The following is a 19,484-nucleotide window of genomic DNA, read 5'->3' on the forward strand; positions in this document are numbered from 1 at the left end:
GATTCCCCTCCCGGCGGGGTGGGGATTCCGCTCCGCCGGTCGGGAAACCCTTTCCCGGCGGCGACGGCCGGAGGTGAGGCGTCAGGACCAGGTCTGGCCCTCGGGGGTGTCGGTGACCTTCACGCCGAGACCGGCCAGCTCGTCGCGGAGGCGGTCGGAGGCGGCCCAGTCCTTGGCGTCGCGGGCCCGCGAGCGCCGCTCCAGCAGCTCGGCGGCGCCCTCGGGCAGGCTCCTCGGCCTGACCGACCTGCCGATGTCGAGGGAGAGGTCCAGGGCGAGGATCTGGTCGAGGTGCAGGAACGCCTCGAAGCGGGAGCCGGGGGAGATCGAGCCGTCGCGCTCCAGCTCGCGCAGGAGCCGCAGCGCCAGCGGGGTGTCGAGGTCGTCGTCGAAGGCGGCCTCGATCCGGGCGACCCGGTCGGCGGGCATCGGGCCGCTGGGCGACTCCGACCACTCGGCCACCTGGCCGCGCCAGCGCCGCAGGGTCTTGTCGGCGGCCCGCAGGGTGTCCCAGGTGAGGTTCATCTGCTGGCGGTGGCGGTGCTCCAGCAACGCCAGCCGCACGGCCAGCGGGTCGAGGCCCGCGTCCGCCACGTCCTTGAGCAGGACCACGTTGCCGGTGGACTTCGACATCTTGCGCCCGTCGAAGAGCAGGTGCTCGCCGTGGACCCAGTGCCGCACCACCTCGTGTCCGGCGGTGGCGTCGGACTGGGCGCGCTCGTCCTCGTGGTGCGGGAAGCGCAGGTCGATCCCGCCGGTGTGCAGGTCGATGTGCTCGCCGAGGAACCGCAGCGACATGGCCGAGCACTCGATGTGCCAGCCGGGGAAGCCGCGGCCCCACGGGGTCTCCCAGGTCAGCCCCTGGTCCGAGGGCTTCCACAGCGCCCAGTCGGCGTGGAACCGCTTGCGCGGGTCGACGCCCTCGATCCGGTGGCCCGGCCGCAGCTGGTCGAGCCGGTTGCCCGAGATCTCCCCGTACGTCGGGAAGGAGGCGGCGTCGAAGAAGACCGACCCGTCGGGCACCGCGTACGCGTGCCCCTTCTCGATCAGCTTGGCGATCATCTCGATCATCAGGTCGATCGTCTCGCTCGCCCGGGGCGAGTGCTCGGGCGGGCGGATGTTCAGCGCGGTCGTGTCCGCCACGAAGGCGTCCTCGTAGAACCGCGCGACCTCCAGGACGCTCCGCCCCTCGGCCCTGGCCTGGGCGAGCACCTTGTCCTCGCCCGAGGGGTCGATCTCGGTGTCGTCCACCAGGTGCCCGACGTCGGTGATGTTGCGGCAGGCCACCACCCGGACCCGCTGCCGCTCGCTGACCCGCCTGATCAGGTCCGCCAGCAGGTACGACCGGAGGTTGCCCACGTGGGCCGACCTGTAGACGGTCGGGCCGCAGGTGTACATCCGCAGGGAGCGCGTCCCCTCGGGAACGATCCGCTCGACCCGGCGATTCCGCGTGTCATACAGGCTCAGCATGTGTCGAGCCTACGCAACCGCGCCCGGTCCCACAGCGTACGAGTGCACACGGGCGCGACCGGGCCCGCCCCGGGCGCGGCGGTGTCCGGACCCGGGGTGCGACGCCTCAGCTTTCCGACGCCTCAGCCTTCGAGGAAGGCGAGGATCTCGCGGTCGCCCCGGTCACGCAGGCGGGCGATCACCTCTTCGCGGGTGCAGCCCTCCGACAGGCCGATGCGGGCACCGATCAGGCGGACGCCCTCGGCCTCCGACGCCACCGGCGCCGTGTAGCCGATCAGGTGCAGCGCCCGGTTCAGGGCGGGCAGGGTCGGCGAGGCCGCGGGCAGGTAGCGGGTGAGCAGCTCGCCGCCGTCGGAGACCGTCAGGAAGACGTGGTCGCCCTCGGAGGCGTTGGCGGCGATCAGGACGGGGCGGATGGAACCCATGGTCGGCTGGTTGTGCCAGCTGATCACCACGTCGCCCGAGGGGGTGGAGGCGGTCAGCTGGCCGCCGGGGGCCATGCCCAGGTGCGCGGCGAAGCCGGTCGGCAGCGGGGAGCCCGAGCCGCGCAGGTGCTCGGCGTTGACGTCCACCCGGTGCCACCAGCGCCCGTCGCGGCTGCGGAAGCAGCGCCGGGTCTCCGAGACGTCCCGGCGCGGCTGGTAGTCGGCCTGCTCGGCTCCGGCCACCCTGATCCACCCGCGCTGCGTGCGCTCGAAGCCGGGCCCGCCCGCGTACGCGCGGACCGAGCTCTCGCTCACGTCGTAGCGTCCGGTGAGGTTGGTGACGATCGTGTTGACCGACGCCTCGCCGTTGGACCGCTCGATCTCCCGGACGATCATCTCCCGGATGCCCAGGTACTGCTCGCCGCCCCAGCGCGACAGCCCGTACTTGTTCCTGTCGACCCGCAGGAAGCGGTCGTCGGCGGTGAGCTGGTTGCGGATGCCGACGAGGCTGTAGTCCTCGCCGATGCGTTCCTGGATCTCCTCGGGCGTCAGCGGGCCGCCCGCCACCGCGAGCACGGCCTCGGCCTTGTCGTTGACGCTGCGCGGCCACGGGACCACGTGGTCCTCCAGCACCCGCAGCTGGGGCACCGCGATGAGCCAGCGCTCCGCCACGTCCTCGCGGATGCCGAGTTGGCTGGCCAGCGTCACGGCCTCGTCCAGCGGGCGCGGGCCGTCGGTGAACAGCTGCCGGGTCTTCTCCCTGAGCTCGTCCGCCCCCCCGGCGACCAGCCAGCCGTCCACCTGCTCGTAGCCGGTCAGCAGGGTCCGTACGAACCGCCAGGAGGGGATGCCCAGGGTGGTCAGGTCGGTGCGGTGCCACGGCACGGCGGCGGCCAGGTCGTCGGCGGGCACGGCGGAGCCCAGCCGGCCCCGCAGCCACGACACGTGGGCGATCAGCGGCGCCGCGTCGTCCTTGGCGAGCCAGGCCTCGACGTGGTCGCGCAGGTCGCGCTCGATCTGCCGGATGCGCTCCCTGGTGACCGAGAACCGCTGGGCCAGGTCGTCGAGCGTGGCCCGCTGGGAGGCGTACAGCCGGTCCCTGGCGATGGCCCGCTGCCGCTCGTCCAGCGTGGCGAAGACCTCGTCGATCAGCTCGGGCAGCGGCCGGTCGGGCCGGGAGGGACGGACCCTGGCGACGCTCTCCTCGGTGACCGGTTCGAGCAGTCGCTCCAGCACGCCGGTGAACAGCTTGTGCACCACCTCGCGGCCGAGCCCTTCGGGCGTGCGGACGCTCGCGGCGGGGTCGGCGAACCTGAGCAGGGGGAGAACGTCACCGAGCATCAGGTGACCCCAGCACGCCAGGGCGAGGTCGGTCAGGCGACCGGCGACCTCGGACGTCCCGATGGTCGAGCAGGCGGTGTCGAGCGGAAGCGCCTGCCACCACGCCTCTGGGAGGCGGGGGTCGGTCGCGATCGGCGCTACCTGGCCGGGAGAGGTCCAGCGCAAGGGTGGCGCGATGTCGCTCAGGCTGAGGTTCATTGAGGTCCAACCGGCAAAGGGGAATATATCCGCAGTTCAGACTATGTGGTCAGGTAGGAAGGAAGGGACTCGCCCGTCCGTAATGAGAAACGTAGAGGAGTTCCCTCGCCCGGGTGCAGGCCACGTAGAGCAGGCCGCGCTCCCGCTGGAGGTCGTGCGCCCTGGCCGCGGGGTCCTCGCCGACCGGGGTCAGGGAGTCGGGGTCGGGCACGATTCCGTCGCCCACGCCGATCACCGCGACCCGCCGGAACTCCAGCCCCTTCATACCGTGCAGCGTCGTCACCCGTACCCCCAGATCACGCAGAGCGGCCCGTGCGTCACGCACGAGGCCGGCGGTCCTGGCGGCCACCGCTATCTCCTCGGGCGTCACACCCTCATTCACCCACTGTCCCACCTGTGCCACCAGACCCGTCAGCTCATCCTGCGGTGAATCGTAGGCGCGGACCATCGGCCGGAGCCCGTGCCGGGTGCCCCTGAAGCCGTAAAGCTCCTGCACACCCTTGACGAGCCCGTCGGCGGGACCGCCTCCGCGCAACCGGACTCCCCAGGACAGGATCTCCCGCGGGAGCCGGTACGACACCTGCAGGCGCTGCTGGATCGCGTCGATCCCCACGGCGCCGAGCGTCACCCGCGTGTCGAAGATTCGCTGGTGCGGGTCGCCCACGATGAACATGTCGTCGCGGGCGTGCGGCACCGCCGCCCGCAGCAGCCGCCACTGCGCGGGGTGCAGGTCCTGCGCCTCGTCCACCACGATGTGCCGGTACGGCTCCCGCGCCGGCTCGATCTCCTCCAGCAGGTCCCCCGTCGTCTGGCCGAGCAGCACCGACGCCTCGGAGGCCAGCTGCAGCAGGGTCCGCTTGCCGCGCTCGTGCAGCTGCTCGGTGACGTGCTCGATGGCCTTCCACACGGAGATGCGCTGCTCGTCCGCCAGCTCGACGCTGCGGCCCCGGCGGGGAGCCTCCAGATACTCCTCCAGGGTCCGCAGGTTCTGCGCCAGGACCACCTGCTCCCACTCGCGCAGCAGGAAAGCCGGGCTGTGGCCGGTCTCCGTCTCCTCCCAGAGCGCGGTCAGCTCGGCGGCCCCGACGAGGGAGGGCGGACGCCCCTCGGCCTCGGCGACGATGCGGTGGGCCAGCCGGTCCACGTTGCCGACCTCGATCCGCTTGCGGACCACCTCGTCCTCGATCAGCAGGTCGAGCCTGGCCGCCAGCTCGGCGCTCAGCCCCTGGGAGAAGGTGACGAGCAGGATCTGCCCGCTCGCGCGCCTGGCCAGGTAGGCGGCCCTGTGCAGGGCGACGAGCGTCTTGCCGGTCCCCGCGCCGCCGGTGACCAGCGTCGGCTGCTGGTAGGACTCCCAGTACGCCAGCCGGTGCTGCGGCGGGTACAGGAACACGCACCAGCCGGGCGCGTCGAGCACGCGGTTCAGCTCGCGCGGGTGATCGGTGAAGACGGCGCGGTCCGGGCTGCGCAGGAGCGCGGCGCCGAAGTCCTCGGGATTGATCGGCCCGGGTTCCGCGGCGACGGCGCGGCAGTTCTCCAGCTCCCGCCAGGCCCCGGCCATCGACTCGCCCCTGGCGAGCGCCGCCAGCGGCTCGTACTGCGTCGGGGGCAGCAGCGGTTCGAGCGCCTCCAGGGTGAGCTGGTCGGTGATCTGCCTGACCAGCGGCAGGAAGCGGCCGTCGACCCCCAGCTCGGCCAGGTCGCTGTCGCAGATGTCGGCGAACAGCCGCGTCGCGGACGCCTCGGCCGCCCTGCGCACCGCGGGCCGCACCCGGTCCAGCGCCTCGGCGTCCCACATCTCGACCACGCCCAGCGCCGTGTTGACGCCGAACCGGTAGCGCTGCGCGTACGCCCACGCCTCCGCGTCCGGCAGCACGGTCAGCAGCCAGTAGACGTCCCGCTGCTTGACCACGACGCCCCGGTGCCGGTCGGCCAGCCTCAGGGTGGCCACCCGGGGGTCCCTCGCCCCCCTGACCCGCTCGGGGTGCGGGGCGCCCGCGACGTTCTGCAGGAACCTGCGCGCCGCGACCACGACGTCCCGGCGCACCGGCTGGGCCAGGGCGCCGAGTTCGACGGGAAAGTCCGGGGAGATGGCGAGGCGGGGCATGGGTCAGGCCAACAGTGACAGGAGATCGCGGTCCCCGCGTTCTCGCAGGCGGGTGAGGAGCTCTGGGGTGCCCACGGATCCCGTCATGCCGACCCGGGTGGCGATCACCCGCCCGGCCTGCTCGGGGGTGCCGCCCGTCGCGGTGTAGCCGACCAGCCGCAGCGCCCGCGCGGTCGTCTCCACCTCCTCGCCCGCGGCCGGCAGGTGCCTGGCCCGCAGGACCCCCTCGTCCGACAGGGTCAGGAACAGATGGCTGCCCTCCTTGGCGCCCACGTCCTCCAGGAGCGTCATGAGCGACTCCAGCACGGGCCTGTCGTGCCAGCTGAGGACCAGCTCCCCGACCGCGCTGCTGACCGTGCGGCCGTCGCCGGGCGCCATCCCGAGGTAGGCGGCGAACCCGCTGGGCAGCGGGCACTCGGCGCCTCCGAGGTGATCCTGGGTGACGTCGATTCGCAGCCACCAGCGGCCGTCCGGCTGCCGGAAGCAGCGCCTGGTCAGCGAGACGTCCTTCAGCGGGCGGAACGGCGCCTTCTTCGGTTCCTGTCCCGGCTCCCCGCCGTCCGGCCCGCCGCCGGGCTTCTCCACGGTCAGGGACGGGGCGCCGTTCGAGCGCTGGGGAGGCCGCTCGCCCGCGCCGAGGATGCGGAGCTGCGGGACGTTCTCCAGCCACTCCTTGGACACCTCGGGGTGGATGCCCAGCGAGGAGACCATGTCGAGGGCCTTGTTGATGGTCAGCGGAGGCTTGGCACCGCTGATCATGTCGCGGGTGCGGTGGCGCAGCTCGGTGATGTCGCCCTCCACCAGCCACTCGTCGACCAGGTGGTAGCCGGGGAGGGTGGCCAGCACGAACTGCCAGGCCGGCACGTCGAGGGAGTGCAGCTCCCCGGTGTGCCATTCGGCCGCGTTGACCAGCCGCTCCCTGGGGGCGGCCTTGCCGAGGATCTCCTTCACCTCCTCCAGGTGCTCCCGGTACGGGGCGGCCTCGTCGGAGGCGATCCACTCGTCGAGCTCCCGGCGCAGGTCGGTCTCGATGTCGTGGATGATCTCGGGAGACACCGCGAAGAGCTTGGCCAGCGCCTCCACGGTCGCCGGGGTGTCGCTGAACAGCCTGTTCTGCGCCACCGCCCAGCGCTTGTCCTCCACGTTGGCGAAGACGCCGTCCACGAGCGCGTGCAGGCTCTTCCTCACCGGCCGCCCGGCCCCGTCGTCCTCCGCGCCTTCGCCGTCCTCGTCGCCTTCGCCGCTCTCGTCGCTTTCCGCGACCGGCTCGGGGGTGTCCTCCGCGTGGGGGACATCGGCGGGTACGGGGGCGTCCTCGCGGTCGTTTCCGGGGGCGTCCTGGGGCTCTGCGACGGGCTCGGACCCGGACCCGGGCTCGGCCTTGGCCTCGGGGAGGGCCTCCGCCTCCGCGGGTACGGCCTCGGAGACGGGCTCCACCTCGGCGGGTACGGCCTTGGCGACGGGCTCCGCTCCGGTGGGTGCGGCCTTGGCGACGGCCTCAGCTTCCTCGGGGGCGGTCGCGAACCGGTCTTCTCGCGCGAAGGCGCCCATCGACCGGTTCTTCCGCGCGAAGGCGGGCTGGAAGAGCGATCCGGGGGCCTCCTCGGAGCCGGCGCCCGCCTCCGCCGTGCGGCGGGCCTCGGGCACCGGCAGGGCGTCACGCTCCCCGAGGGCCTTGCGCTTCGGCAGGACGATGGGCTCCGCGAGGGCCTCGGGCTCCGGCTCGGGAGCGCTCTCGGCGTGGAGGTCCGCCACGACGGGCGGGGCGTCCGGCACCGGGCGATCTCCGGCGGACTCGCTCACGTCGGACTTGCTCGCCACGGATCCACTCGCCATGGACTCGCTCACAGCGGACTTGCCCGCCACGGATCCGCCCGCGACGGGCGCGAGAGAGGCCACCGGCTCGGGGGAGGGCGCGAGCGCCCGGGAGTCCCCGGCCGGGTGCGCCGGGGGCCGGACCGCGTGGGCGGGGACCGCCAGGCGGGTGAAGACCGCCGTGAAGAGGGCGTGCAGCAGCGGGACCGGCTGGATGAACGGCTGGTCGCGCAGGTCGTGGCCGGTCAGCGAGAGAAGGCCCGACCAGGACCCGGCGCGGTCGAGGGCGATGGCCGTGTAGGGCTCGTCCGCCTCGTCCGGGTCCAGGACGTGCAGGGCGGGGAGCACGTCACCCACGGCGGCGGCCGGCCAGTGGTTCAGGGCGACCGAGGCGAGGATGTCGGCCAGCCGCTCCGGACCCAGCACGGCGAGCACGCGGGCCATCGGCAGGCTCCGCCACCAAGCGTCCGGTAGGTCGGGCTGTTCGCGCAGAAGTGGGATCGTGGCCGCGTCGCTCCAGCGCAGCGGCGGCACGAGGTCACTCAGACAGAAGTTCATCCGTTCCCTTCACCAGCCCCTCAAGCCGCCCGAGTCACTCCATGTGGCCGGGGAACGAGACTCATGGAACAGACCATAGTCTGGCAAATCGCCCCGGTGTATTGGGCCGGTTCAGCGGCGTACGGCCGCGAACCGCAGTCTCACGTAGTCGGCCATCCAGCCGGTCTCCCGCCGCAAAGCGGGGGCGGCCAGCTCGTTCACCCGGCGGAGCAGCGGGTCGACCATCTCCGCGGGCACCTCCTTGAGCAGCGAACCCGCGAACATCCGCACCCAGTCGGCCGCCCCGCCGGGGCACTCGTCGAGCGGGGTCGGCCGGTCGAAGTATTCCAGCAGGCGGACGGTGAAGCCGCCCTTCTCCAGCCGTGTGGCGTATTCGGCGGGGGTGGGGAAGTACCACGGCAGGCCGGGCTCGCGCAGCCCGTACTCCCGCCAGGCGGTGGACAGCGCCGCCGTCAGCGCGGCGCAGTTGCCCGCGCCGCCCATCTCGGCCACGAACCGCCCGCCCGGCGTGAGGGCCTCGCGGACGCTGGTGATCACCGCGTCCGGCTCCCGGCCCATCCAGTGCAGGGCCGCGTTGGAGAAGACCGCGTCGTAGGGCTGGGCCACCGTGAAGGTGTGGCCGTCACCGACGATGAAGTCCAGTCCCGGGTGCTGCGCCAGGGCCTTCTCGATCATCGCCTGTGATCCGTCGATCCCCAGGACGCGGGCGCCCCGGGAGGTGATCTCGGCCGTCAGCACCCCCGTGCCACAGCCGAGATCCACGATGCGCTCGCCGGGTTGCGGGTCGAGAAGCTCGACCAGGGGGGCGCCATGTGCTGAAACGTACCCAAAGCTGCTGTCATAGGCGCGAGCGTTCCACCTCATCAAGCTCGGGGTGTCGTATCGCAAGACGATCAGCTCACATTCTGAGACGCGAAGCCTCTTGTCGGTACTCTCCAGACACTTTAGAGCCTCTGGGAAGTCACGACATATCAGTCTCATCAGCCCCAGGCTCATCTCACCTTTTTGGCCCACTCCCGCTGGAGGTAGGCCCTGGCCCTGTCGATCTCCGGGATGGAGAGGATCACGGGCCTCGCGCTGGTCGCGGGGAGCTTGGCGGCCAGCTCGTGGTCGAGGGTGCCGCGCATCTGGAGGGCCTCCATCCTGGCCGGGCGGGCATACCCCTTCAGGAACAGGTTCTGGCCCTTGTCGGAGAACAGGAACTCCTGCCAGAGCCGGGCCGCGGCCGGGTGCGGTGCCTGCTTGTTGATGGCCTGGACGTAGTACCCGCCGAGCACGGCGTCGCCGGGAATCGTGACCTTCCACGCCTTGTCGACGGCGGCCCGCTCGGCGTTGTGGTAGTCCCAGTCGACGAGGACCGAGGCCGCCTTCGGGGTGGTCGCGAGGTTGCCCGCGTTCTTGAGGCGGTGGAAGAACTCCACGCCCCGTTCGGCCCTGGCCTCGCCGCCCCTGAGGGAGACGGCCATCACCCCGTTGAAGGCCGCGGAGACCTCCCGGGGATCGCCGGGCAGCGAGACGCTGTGGCGCGGCTTGAGCAGGTCGGAGAAGGACACGGGGGCCGCGACCTTGCTCGGGTCGTAGCCGATGGACATGTAGCCGCCGTACCCGGCGTACCAGAAGCCCCTGTGGTCCTTCAGGCGGTCGGGGATGTCCTGCCAGGTCTGGACCCTGTAGGGGGCGAAGAGGGAGGTCTTGGCCGCCGCGACGTCCATGCTCAGGTCGAACACGTCCGGCTTGAGGTCGGCCGCGGCCGCGACCTCCCTGGCGCTGTTGGCGTCGGGCTCCAGCTGGTGGACCTTGATCCCGTACTCCTCGGAGAAGGTGTCGATGATCTCGCCGTAGTTCACCCAGTCGCGCGGCAGCGCGATCACCGTGAGTGCCCCCTCCTTCCTGGCCGCCTCGACGAGGCGCTCCATCGTCGAGAAGCCCTCCTTCAGGGAGGCGGCCTGCGCGTTGAGGGGCGGGAATTGGGCGTTCTGAGGAGCCGGGGCGCCACATCCGGCGATCGTGGCCGTGAGGATCACGGCGGCTGCGGCGCTGGTACGTATGGTCACGAACGGAATACTCTCCGCTGTCATTCGTCTGGTCGAGCAGGCGCGACCCTTCTTAACGAACGGCTTACACGTGTCTTGGCGAGCGGCTTACCCGGCGGGCGCCCGGCCGTCTCTCTCGCGCGTGTACGGGGGCGCCCGTCCGGCTTACCCGGCGGGCGGGCCGAGGAGAAAACCCGCCTCGGCGGGCGGGCGGGGGCGGAGACCCGCCTCGGCGGGCAGGTCGAGGAGAGAGCAGGTCGAAGAGGGCCGAGGAGAGGACAGGTCGAGGAGGCCGAGGGGAGAACAGGCCGGGGAGAAAAGCCGAGGAGGAAACGGGCTCACGCGCGCGGGCGCGGAGACTCCGGAACCACCTTCGCCGCGGCGAGCGTCTCCTCGTCGATCTCGACCAGGGTGCCGTTTCGCCTGCGCACACCGAGCACGCCGTCGCGCCAGAACTCCAGCTCACCCACCGCGTCGCGGAATCCTTCTGGGACCCGTCTCCGAGTGGTGACTCTTTTGCCCACGTCGGCAGGGGTTATGGTGATGTTCAGGCGAGCGCTGAAACCAAAGGCCATCGGGCTTTTGCCCCCTCCCGTTTCAGGCACATGGCGGGCACGGCAATACTAGGGCTTAGCAACTCGCGGTCGAAGTCGTGCCTAGGTGCGTAAAGAAGAAGGAGCCCGAGGTGACCTACGTCATCGCGCAGCCTTGTGTGGACGTCCTGGACAAGGCGTGCATCGAGGAGTGCCCCGTCGATTGCATCTACGAGGGTGAGCGGATGCTCTACATCCACCCCGATGAATGCGTCGACTGTGGCGCGTGCGAACCCGTCTGTCCGGTGGAGGCCATCTTCTACGAGGACGACCTGCCCGAGCAGTGGAAAGACTTCTACAAGGCGAACGTGGACTTCTTCGAGGACCTGGGATCGCCCGGCGGCGCCTCCAAGGTCGGCAAGATCGAGAAGGACCACCCGGTCGTCTCGGCCCTGCCTCCGCAGGCCGAGAGCCACTAGAAACCGGTGACCGGGGGAGCGGCCGAGACGGCCGTTCCCCCATATCGTCATCGGCAGACCCGCCCAGCGAAAGACGACGGCTGATCACCATGAACGCCATTTCCGCCCGGTCGGAGGCCCAGAGCGTCCCGGCGAGGCTCCGATGAGGGCCCTGCCGGACTTTCCGTGGGACCGGCTCACGCCGCTGAAGGAGCTGGCGGCCTCGCACTCCGACGGGATCGTCGACCTGTCGGTGGGCACCCCCGTCGACCCGGTGCCCGCCGTCGTGCGGCAGGCCCTCGCGGACGCCTCCGACAGCCCCGGATACCCGCTGACGTACGGCACCGAGCGCCTCCGCTCGGCCGCCGCCGGGTGGCTGCGACGCAGGCACGGCGTGATCCTCGACCAGGCGAACGTGCTGCCGCTGATCGGTTCCAAGGAGTTCGTGGCCTGGTTGCCGACGCTGCTCGGCATCGGTCCCGGGCAGCGGGTGATCCTCCCCGAGCTGGCCTACCCCACCTACGACGTGGGCGCGCGCCTCGCGGGCGCGGAGCCGTACGCCACCGACGGGCTGCTCGCGCTCGGGCCCGAGCAGGTGCCGCTGGTCTGGGTGAACTCCCCGTCCAACCCGACCGGCAGGGTCCTGCCCGCCGAGCACCTGCGCAAGGTCGTCGCGTGGGCGCGCGAGCACGGCGCGGTCGTGGCCTCCGACGAGTGCTACATCGAGCTGGGCTGGGAGGAACGGCCGGTCTCGATCCTGCACCCGGACGTCTGCGGCGGCTCGCACGAGGGCCTGCTCGCGGTGCACTCGCTGTCCAAGCGCTCCAACCTGGCCGGTTACCGGGCCGGGTTCGTCGCGGGCGACCCCGCGCTGGTCAAGCGGCTGCTGGAGATCCGCAAGCACGCCGGCATGATCATGCCCGCGCCGGTCCAGGCGGCGATGGCCGTGGCCCTGGACGACGACGAGCACGCCGAGGAGCAGCGGGCCCGCTACGCCGCCCGCCGCGCGGTGCTCCGTCCCGCCCTGGAGACGGCCGGCTGGAAGATCGAGCACTCCACCGCGGGCCTGTATTTGTGGGCCTCCAACGGGGCGGGCTGCTGGGACCAGGTCCGCGCGCTGGCCGAGCGGGGGATCCTGGTCGCGCCCGGTGACTTCTACGGGAGCGCGGGCGAGCGGCACATCAGGATCGCCGTGACGGCCGGCGACGAACGCATCAGTGCGGCGGTGCGCCGCCTCCAGTAGGATCGCGCGGCATGACCCCCGAGGTCGCCGTGATACTCGGATTGAGCGTGGCCACGCTCGTCCTGTTGCTCGTCGCGTTCTTCGCGACGACGCGTCAGGACAGGGAGGCCGACGAGTCCGAGCGTTCCGGCGAGACCCCCCTCCCCTCGGTTGAGGCTGCGCGGTCGCCGGCCCAACCGTCCACGGGCCATGTCGGCATCGACTACCCCGACCCCCGCACGATCAAGGTCGGCGACACGATCGACTGCCAGGGGGTCCGCAGCCGCGTCCTCGGCGCCCTGTACCTGTCGTGGCAGGGCAACCAGTGGACCGAATATCTCCTCGACGACGGCACCCGCCGCTACCAGTGGCTGTCGATCCAGATGCGCGCCGGCCTGGCGGCCGGTGATCCGCCGCATCTGGAGGTGCTGCTGTGGACGCCGGTGCCCACCGAGGGCATGATCCCCGCCAAGGCCACGCTGAGCGTCGAGGGGGTCGACTTCTTCCCCGTCGACCGGGGCACCGCGGCCTTCCGCGGGGAGGGCGTCACCTCGATGCCCGAGCGGGGCCTGCTCGACTTCGCCGACTACCGGGCCGCCGACGGCCGCCTGCTCAGCTTCGAACGCCTCCAGGGCAAGCGCTGGAGCTCCTCCCACGCCCAGCCCCTGGCCCCCGGGACGATCAGGATCGAGAAGAAGGGCGGCTAGGAGAGCTCGACCTTCTTGACGGAGGATCCGGGGTCGGTCTTCCAGCCGTCGTGGCTCTTCGCGGACACCCACGCCTGGCCGTCGTAGCGGATCCTGGTCAGCCCGAACGTCTTGGCGTGGGCGATCGACCATCCGGCCACCAGCCAGCCTCGCCTGCGCGAGGGGGCCTCGAACGTCTCCCCCGGGCCGAGCGCCCTGGTGAGCCTGCGCTCCGCCCCGCGCGCGTCGGGCAGCGGGGTCTTGCCCGACGGGGCGGGAAACCAGCAGTGCACCGCCTTAGGGACGCGCCCGGTGAACGCCGCGGCGAGGATCTTCCCGTCGTCCTCGTGCTGGGCGTACGCCGTGCCGTCGGCCGAGCGCTGCACCGCCTGGGCCGCCTCGTGGAGCGGCAGCTTCCGGTAGCCCTTCACCTTCACCAGCGCGGCGAAGAACTTCCCCGACGCGTAGACGGGGTCGATGAGCTGCTCGGGCCTGCCCCACCCCTGCGAGGGGCGCTGCTGGAACACGCCGACCGAATCGCGGTCGCCGCCCCTGAGGTTCTCCAGCTTGGACTCCTGGATGCCGGTGGCGTAGGCGATCACCACCGCCCGCTCGGGCAGCTTCCTGCGGGCCGCCACGGCCGCGATGACCGCCGCCACCTTGGCCTGCTCGATGTCCAGGTCCAGCGAGCCCTCCGGTGTCGTGATCTTGCATCCCTCACCGAGGTCGACGAGCGGTGTCACCTTCCCGAGCAGGCTGAAGAGACCCACGGTGATGGCCACCGCGAGCACGGTCACGATCGCGATGATCGCGATGACCCCTTTTGAGAAGCGCCGTCGCACGGTCAAGAACCTACAGGTCCCCAGCGATTGCGCGGTCTGGTAGAAGGCCGTGAACATAGGCTCCGGGCCATGATCCAGAGCGATGCCGGCCCGCTGCCGGCGGCCGTCGACGAGCTGTGGTGGCGCAGGGCCGAGCTGGGCCCCGCCGACACCGAGGCCCGCGCCGTCGTCGTGAGCGCGGTGGACATGCTCGACAGCGGCAAGGCCCGGGTGGCCGAGGTCTCCCGTACCGGCGAGGTGGTCGTGGACGAGCGCGCCCGGCGGGCCGTCATGCTCGCGTTCCGGGTGCTCGGCCTGGCCAGGTCCCAGGTGGGCGACTTCCACCACCGCGACCGCGTCCCGCTGAAGGCCTCCGTCGAGGGGGTGCGCGTCGTGCCGGGGGCGATCGCCCGCTGGGGCTCCTACCTGGCGCCGGGTGTCGTGCTGATGCCCTCGTTCGTCGACATCGGCGCCCACGTGGACGAGGGCAGCACGGTGGGCGCGTGGGCCTCGATCGGCCCGTGCGCCCAGATCGGCAGGAACGTCCACCTGTCCGGGGGAGTCGGCGTCGGGGAGACCGGTGGCCGGGAGGGAGCGGAGGATCACCGCGCCACCGGGGAGCCGCCGAGGACGGTGCCCGCGATCGTCGAGGACGGCGCGCTGATCGGCGGCCGGGCCGTGATCGCCGACGGGGCCCGCGTGGGCCGGGGCGCCGTGGTCGGCGCCGGGACGGTCCTGGCGGGCTCGACCCCCGTCGTCGACGCGCGGACGGGCGAGGAACTGGAGCGCGGGCGCGTCCCCGACTGGTGCGTGGCGGCCGGAGGCACCCGGTGGCGCGACTTTCCCGGCGGCACCTTCGGCCTGCGCTGCGTCCTGGTGCTCGAACGCCTGCGGGAGGGCCACAGGCCCGGCAGGGCCGAACTCGACCGCATCCTGCACGGGTAGGGCCGGGGGCCGGGGCGGGCCGGCTCCCGCCGGCGGTACGGGCAGGCCCCGGACCGAACGGACGGGGACGGCGAGGCCGAGGCCTGCCGGACTTCTCAGGCGGGCCTGCCGGATTTCGCGACGACGCGAGCGGGGCCGGGACAGGCCGGATCCGGCACGGGCGCGACGGCTTTCCGCGAGGGGCGAACCGGGCCGGAACACGTACGGGCACTAGGGTCGCGAGCATGAGTACACGTCTGGACCTCACACAGGACGCCGGGGAGCTCACGGCCCGGATCGTGGACGTCGAGTCGGTCAGCGGCGGCGAGAAGGCCCTGGCCGACGCCGTGGAGGAGGCGCTGCGGCCGCTCGGGCACCTGACCGTCGAGCGCGACGGTGAGTCGATCGTGGCCCGCACCCACCTGGGCCGCGGCGAGCGGGTGGTGATCGCCGGACACCTCGACACCGTCCCCGTCGTCGGCAACCTGCCCAGCCGCGTCGAGGGCGACAGGCTGTACGGCTGCGGCACCTCGGACATGAAGGCCGGTGTCGCGGTCGCCCTGAAACTGGCGGCCGCCCTCTCCGAGCCCAGCAGGGACGTGACCTACGTCTTCTACGACTGCGAGGAGATCGATTCCGAGCGCAACGGACTGCTCCGGCTCAGCCGCAGGCATCCGGAATGGCTCGCGGGTGACTTCGCCGTGCTGATGGAGCCCACCGACGGCGTGATCGAGGGCGGCTGCCAGGGCACGCTCCGGGCCCAGGTCGTCGTCCGGGGCAAGCGGTCGCACAGCGCCAGGTCCTGGTTCGGGGTCAACGCGATCCACGGCGCCCAGCCGGTGCTCGCGATCCTGAACGCCTACGAGGCCAGGCTTCCCGTCGTGGACGGGCTGGAGTACCACGAAGGTCTGAACGCGGTCGGCATCGGCGGTGGCGTCGCGGGCAACGTGATCCCGGACGAGTGCGTGGTGACCGTGAACTACCGCTTCGCCCCCGACCTGTCGCTGGACGACGCGCGCGCCCACGTGAGCGAGGTGTTCGAGGGCTACGAGGTCCGCTTCACCGACGCCGCGGCCGCCGCGCGACCCGGCCTGACCCATCCGACGGCGTCGGCCTTCGTCGAGGCCGTCGGCGGCACGCCGCGGGCCAAACTCGGCTGGACCGACGTCTCGCTCTTCTCCGGCCTCGGCGTGCCCGCGGTCAACTACGGTCCCGGAGATCCGAATCTGGCGCACCAGAAGGACGAGTTCGTCTCGTTGAAGAAGATCGCCGACTGCGAGCGCGGAATGCTCGGCTGGCTGTCCTGAAAGGCGCCGCGGGCCGGTATGGAGCGGGGCGCCGCCGGCGGGAGCCGGGAGGGGCCGGTACAAATGAAAGTGGCTTTCCTCGCCGGCCATTTGGCGGGGAAAGCCACTTTCAGTCCCGAGCAGCACCCTCGGCAGTTAGACGCGCCCTGTTCAAAATCCGGTTCCATGTTTTCATGGAGATTTTTCAAGATTTTTCTGGGACGGCGCTACGGTGACCCGCATGAAGAAAACACGCCCGGAACGTCGCCAGGGACCCGCCGTGGTCCGCGGCGACCTCGTCTCCGAATCCACCCACGACCAGCGGCTTCTTGATCGCAGGGGTCCGGCCGACTGGTTGCACATGGACCCGTGGAGGGTGCTGCGCATCCAGGCCGAGTTCGTGGAGGGCTTCGGCCAGCTCGCCGAGCTGCCCCAGGCGGTGACCGTCTTCGGATCCGCGCGCACCCCCGTGGACAGCCCCGAGTACGAGATGGGGGTCGAGCTGGGCCGGAAGCTGTCCGAGGCGGGCTACGCCGTGATCACCGGCGGCGGCCCCGGCTGCATGGAGGCCGCCAACAGGGGGGCCGTGGAGGCCGACGGCACCTCGGTGGGCCTGGGCATCGAGCTGCCCTTCGAGCAGAGCATGAACGAGTACGTCGACCTCGGCATCGAGTTCCGCTACTTCTTCGTCCGCAAGACCATGTTCGTGAAGTACTCCTGCGGCTTCGTCACGCTGCCCGGCGGTTTCGGCACCATGGACGAGCTCTTCGAGGCGCTCACCCTGGTCCAGACCCGGAAGGTCACCTCCTTCCCCGTGGTGCTGATGGGGACGGAGTTCTGGGGAGGCCTGCTCGACTGGATCAAGAACACCCTCGTGGGAACGGGCAAGATCTCTCCGGCGGACGTGGATCTCATCCACGTCACCGATGACGTGGACGAGGCGGTCCGGATCATCGTGGAGGCCGACAACAACAGGGGCGATCGGCGAGAGGACGAGCGGAAGGCGGCCATGACCACGGTCGGTGATGCCGAATAGGGTCAGTGCGTGTTCATTTGTGTATTCCTCGCATCGAGTCAGAAGATCGATAAGAAGTATCTGGAACTGGCGGAGCAGGTCGGCACCGAGCTCGCCAGGCGCGGACACGCCTTGGTGAGCGGTGGGGCCAGGGTCTCCTGCATGGGAGCCGTGGCCCGAGCGGCCCGCGCGGGTGGCGCCCGCACCGTCGGGGTGATCCCCCAGTCGCTGGTGGACATCGAGCTCGCGGACGAGGGAGCCGACGAGCTGGTGGTCACCACCGACATGCGCGAGCGCAAGGGGATCATGGACGCCCGCTCCGACGCCTTCCTGGTGCTGCCCGGCGGCATCGGGACGCTGGAGGAATTGTTCGAGATCTGGACGTCCCGCACGCTGGGCCTGCACGACAAGCCGCTGGTGGTCCTCGACCCCTGGGGGATCTACGCGCCGCTGCGGGAGCTGGTCGAGGGCATGGACGAGGCGGGCTTCACCCGTCCGAACGTCTTCGACGCCATCTCCTGGACCACCACGGTCGACGAGGCGTTCCGGCTGCTGGAGAAGTCGACCAGACACCTGGAGCCGAGCGCGGAGGAGCTAGGCGAGGCCACGGCGGGTTAGCGCGGGAGGGCGCCGCCCGGCGAGGGCGTCGGTCATCTCGACCGCGAGCCGCACCTGTTCGGCGCGGTCCGTACGGAAGACGCGGGCACCGGCCCAGGCGCAGATCGAGGCCGCGGTGAGCTCCGCGGCCTCGGCGTCCCTCTCCTTCGCGGCGGCTCCGCCGTCCCCACGGTCCCCGCCGTTCTCGGGCGGGGTGAGGGAGGCGCCGGCGGCCAGGCGGGCGGGGGTGACGGCCACGGTGTGCCCGGCACGGACGAGTTCCTCGACCTCCCCGACTGAACGAGCCTCGACCCAGCCGGGTTCGCCCCGGTCGCCGGGACGGAGCACGACGAAGGCCGTCACCGGACACCACGGGCGGACGCCCCGCCCCTCGGAGCGGAGGGGAGGCGTCTCTCGTCGCGTGGGGCCCGCCCGGCGGGGGCGGGGCGTTCCGCGATGAACAGGTGGGACATGTTTCTCCGAACGCGGCGTGGTGTGCCGTGTCTGCGCGGGGCGGGTTCGGCGTCACCCGGCCCGTGAACCGCGATCCGACAGGCCCGGCCGGAGGGCCGGGCGCTGCAATCCCCGGCTTCCGAGCCGGGGGAGGACGTCTTGATCCGATCCTAGGTCAGCGGAGATGTGGCACGATTCGTATGTGCTGGTCGTATTAGCTCTCGCTGCCGTAGCCGTCATCGCCGGTGTCACGGTGGTCGCCATGGGCCGGGGAGGGGAGCTGAGTGAGTTCGCCCCCGACGTGCCCCCGCTGAACCTGCCCCAGGCGGGCCAGCTCGGCGCGGTCGACTTCATGGCCCTTCAGCTCCCGGTGAGCCTCGTCGGATACAACACGCAGAGCGTGGACGAGACGCTGAACCGGGTCGCCGGGGCCCTGAGCGAGCGCGACACCAGGATCGCCGTGCTGGAACAGCGGGTGTCGGAGCTGCTCGCCGGCAGGCTCCAGGCCCGCCACGAGCTCACCTCCGGCACCCAGAGCCCTCAGCGCGGCCCCGAGGCGCCGTACGAGCTTCCCGTCAAGGACGGGTTCGGAGCGTCCGAGGAGCTGTCCAACGGGTCGCCGGCCGTTTCCGGCACCGAGCGCGAGACGCTGCCCGGAGCTTCCGGCAGGGGCGGGTTCGGGGCGTCCGAGGAGCTCTCCGGCGGGTCGCGGGCCGAGCCCGAGCCCGAGAGGGCCGACGAGCCCTCCGGGCCGGACGAGCGTCCTCAGGCCGCCAAGGCGTCCGAGTCGTCCGGCGTGTCGCCGTTCGCCAGGCCGTCCGAGCCGCCCCAGGCGCCGGATTCGCCCTCCTCGTCCGGGGCCTCGTCCGGGACCTCGGACTCCAAGGAGTCGTCTCCGGGTTCCGTCGGCCTCCGTACGGGGGAGCGGCAGGAGACGGAGGACCCCCGGTGACCGAGATCTCACGAGGCGCGGCCCCCGCGGCCCCCGTGGAGCCCGTGCGCTGCGGCTGGGGGACCTCGGCCCCCGACTACATCGCCTACCACGACGAGGAGTGGGGCCGTCCGGTCACCGGTGACGACCGCGTGTTCGAGCGGATCGCGCTGGAGTCGTTCCAGTCCGGCCTGTCGTGGATCACCATCCTGCGCAAGCGGGAGAACTTCCGGACGGCCTTCGCGGGGTTCTCCATCCCGGCCGTGGCCGCGTTCGGGGACGAGGACGTCGTCCGCCTGCTCGGCGACGCGGGCATCGTCCGCAACCGGGCCAAGATCGAGGCGACGATCGCCAACGCGCGTGCCGCGCTCGGCGTCGACCTGTCCGACCTCATCTGGAACCACGCCGACCCCGGCGCGCCCGTCCCGAAGACCCCGGGGGACGTGCCCGCCCAGACCCCCGGCTCCAAGGCCCTGGCCAAGGAGCTCAAGACGCGCGGCTTCCGTTTCATCGGCCCGACCACCGCCTACGCGCTGATGCAGGCCATCGGCCTGGTCAACGATCACCTGGCCGACTGCTGGACACGCCGGGCCTGACGTCCCTCCCTCGCG

General features: G+C 71.6%; 18 protein-coding genes. 9 read left to right on the forward strand and 9 right to left on the reverse strand.

The features are described 5' to 3' along the window. Positions 1-81: 81 nt before the first annotated feature. The 7 genes from cysS to ACSDR0_RS04815 form a co-directional block, all read right to left on the reverse strand. Positions 82-1,470, reverse strand: a complete 1,389-nt coding sequence (cysS, locus tag ACSDR0_RS04785) for a cysteine--tRNA ligase (protein WP_435287490.1) — start codon at positions 1,468-1,470, stop codon at positions 82-84. 122 nt (positions 1,471-1,592) lie between these two features. Continuing rightward, positions 1,593-3,434 (reverse strand): sigma factor-like helix-turn-helix DNA-binding protein, encoded by a 1,842-nt coding sequence (locus tag ACSDR0_RS04790; RefSeq protein WP_435287491.1) that lies wholly within the window; start codon positions 3,432-3,434, stop codon positions 1,593-1,595. Between the two features lie 49 nt (positions 3,435-3,483). Next, entirely contained in the window at positions 3,484-5,541 is a 2,058-nt protein-coding gene (locus tag ACSDR0_RS04795; RefSeq protein WP_435287492.1) for a UvrD-helicase domain-containing protein, read from the reverse strand. A gap of 3 nt (positions 5,542-5,544) precedes the next feature. Then, entirely contained in the window at positions 5,545-7,914 is a 2,370-nt protein-coding gene (locus ACSDR0_RS04800) for a hypothetical protein (protein WP_435287493.1), read from the reverse strand. A 111-nt stretch (positions 7,915-8,025) separates the two neighbouring features. Further along, on the reverse strand, positions 8,026-8,778 hold the full coding sequence (locus tag ACSDR0_RS04805; protein WP_435287494.1) for a class I SAM-dependent methyltransferase: 753 nt from the start codon (positions 8,776-8,778) through the stop codon (positions 8,026-8,028). Between the two features lie 128 nt (positions 8,779-8,906). Beyond that, entirely contained in the window at positions 8,907-9,968 is a 1,062-nt protein-coding gene (locus ACSDR0_RS04810) for an ABC transporter substrate-binding protein (RefSeq protein ID WP_435287495.1), read from the reverse strand. Between the two features lie 317 nt (positions 9,969-10,285). Next, positions 10,286-10,522, reverse strand: a complete 237-nt coding sequence (locus ACSDR0_RS04815; RefSeq protein WP_435287496.1) for a putative acetyltransferase — start codon at positions 10,520-10,522, stop codon at positions 10,286-10,288. 110 nt (positions 10,523-10,632) lie between these two features. Between ACSDR0_RS04815 and fdxA the strand changes: the two genes are divergently transcribed. From fdxA to ACSDR0_RS04830, 3 genes are all read left to right on the forward strand, one after another. After that, positions 10,633-10,959: a ferredoxin gene (gene fdxA, locus ACSDR0_RS04820; RefSeq protein ID WP_435287497.1), complete on the forward strand. Its 327-nt coding sequence runs from the start codon at positions 10,633-10,635 to the stop codon at positions 10,957-10,959. A gap of 142 nt (positions 10,960-11,101) precedes the next feature. Then, positions 11,102-12,181 carry a succinyldiaminopimelate transaminase gene (gene dapC / locus ACSDR0_RS04825; protein WP_435287498.1) on the forward strand — a complete coding sequence of 360 codons (1,080 nt, stop codon included), beginning with the start codon at positions 11,102-11,104 and terminating at the stop codon, positions 12,179-12,181. Positions 12,182-12,192: 11 nt separating this feature from the next. Next, entirely contained in the window at positions 12,193-12,867 is a 675-nt protein-coding gene (locus tag ACSDR0_RS04830; RefSeq protein WP_435287499.1) for a DUF4178 domain-containing protein, read from the forward strand. Here the strand turns inward: ACSDR0_RS04830 and ACSDR0_RS04835 are convergent. Beyond that, positions 12,864-13,688 (reverse strand): hypothetical protein, encoded by an 825-nt coding sequence (locus ACSDR0_RS04835; protein WP_435287500.1) that lies wholly within the window; start codon positions 13,686-13,688, stop codon positions 12,864-12,866. The two genes, ACSDR0_RS04830 and ACSDR0_RS04835, sit on opposite strands and share 4 nt — an antisense overlap. 69 nt (positions 13,689-13,757) lie before the next feature. Between ACSDR0_RS04835 and ACSDR0_RS04840 the strand changes: the two genes are divergently transcribed. The 4 genes from ACSDR0_RS04840 to ACSDR0_RS04855 all read left to right on the forward strand — a co-directional run bounded on the left by ACSDR0_RS04840 (position 13,758) and on the right by ACSDR0_RS04855 (position 17,510). Beyond that, positions 13,758-14,612, forward strand: coding sequence for a 2,3,4,5-tetrahydropyridine-2,6-dicarboxylate N-succinyltransferase (locus ACSDR0_RS04840; protein WP_435287501.1), 855 nt, complete (start codon positions 13,758-13,760; stop codon positions 14,610-14,612). A 224-nt stretch (positions 14,613-14,836) separates the two neighbouring features. Next, on the forward strand, positions 14,837-15,898 hold the full coding sequence (gene dapE, locus ACSDR0_RS04845) for a succinyl-diaminopimelate desuccinylase (protein ID WP_435287502.1): 1,062 nt from the start codon (positions 14,837-14,839) through the stop codon (positions 15,896-15,898). Between the two features lie 220 nt (positions 15,899-16,118). Continuing rightward, positions 16,119-16,913: a TIGR00730 family Rossman fold protein gene (locus tag ACSDR0_RS04850; protein WP_435287503.1), complete on the forward strand. Its 795-nt coding sequence runs from the start codon at positions 16,119-16,121 to the stop codon at positions 16,911-16,913. Between the two features lie 9 nt (positions 16,914-16,922). Further along, positions 16,923-17,510, forward strand: coding sequence for a TIGR00730 family Rossman fold protein (locus ACSDR0_RS04855; protein WP_435287504.1), 588 nt, complete (start codon positions 16,923-16,925; stop codon positions 17,508-17,510). On the opposite strand, the gene ACSDR0_RS04860 is transcribed toward ACSDR0_RS04855, so the two are convergent. After that, positions 17,487-17,852, reverse strand: coding sequence for a hypothetical protein (locus tag ACSDR0_RS04860; RefSeq protein ID WP_435287505.1), 366 nt, complete (start codon positions 17,850-17,852; stop codon positions 17,487-17,489). The genes ACSDR0_RS04855 and ACSDR0_RS04860 overlap by 24 nt on opposite strands. A gap of 292 nt (positions 17,853-18,144) precedes the next feature. On the opposite strand from ACSDR0_RS04860, the gene ACSDR0_RS04865 reads away from it, so the two are divergent. Continuing rightward, positions 18,145-18,894 (forward strand): hypothetical protein, encoded by a 750-nt coding sequence (locus ACSDR0_RS04865; protein WP_435287506.1) that lies wholly within the window; start codon positions 18,145-18,147, stop codon positions 18,892-18,894. After that, on the forward strand, positions 18,891-19,469 hold the full coding sequence (locus tag ACSDR0_RS04870; protein WP_435287507.1) for a DNA-3-methyladenine glycosylase I: 579 nt from the start codon (positions 18,891-18,893) through the stop codon (positions 19,467-19,469). The genes ACSDR0_RS04865 and ACSDR0_RS04870 overlap by 4 nt, the downstream gene beginning before the upstream one ends. Positions 19,470-19,484: the final 15 nt, after the last annotated feature.

This window comes from Streptosporangium sp. G11 (genome assembly GCF_051192615.1).
Lineage (GTDB): Bacteria > Actinomycetota > Actinomycetes > Streptosporangiales > Streptosporangiaceae > Streptosporangium.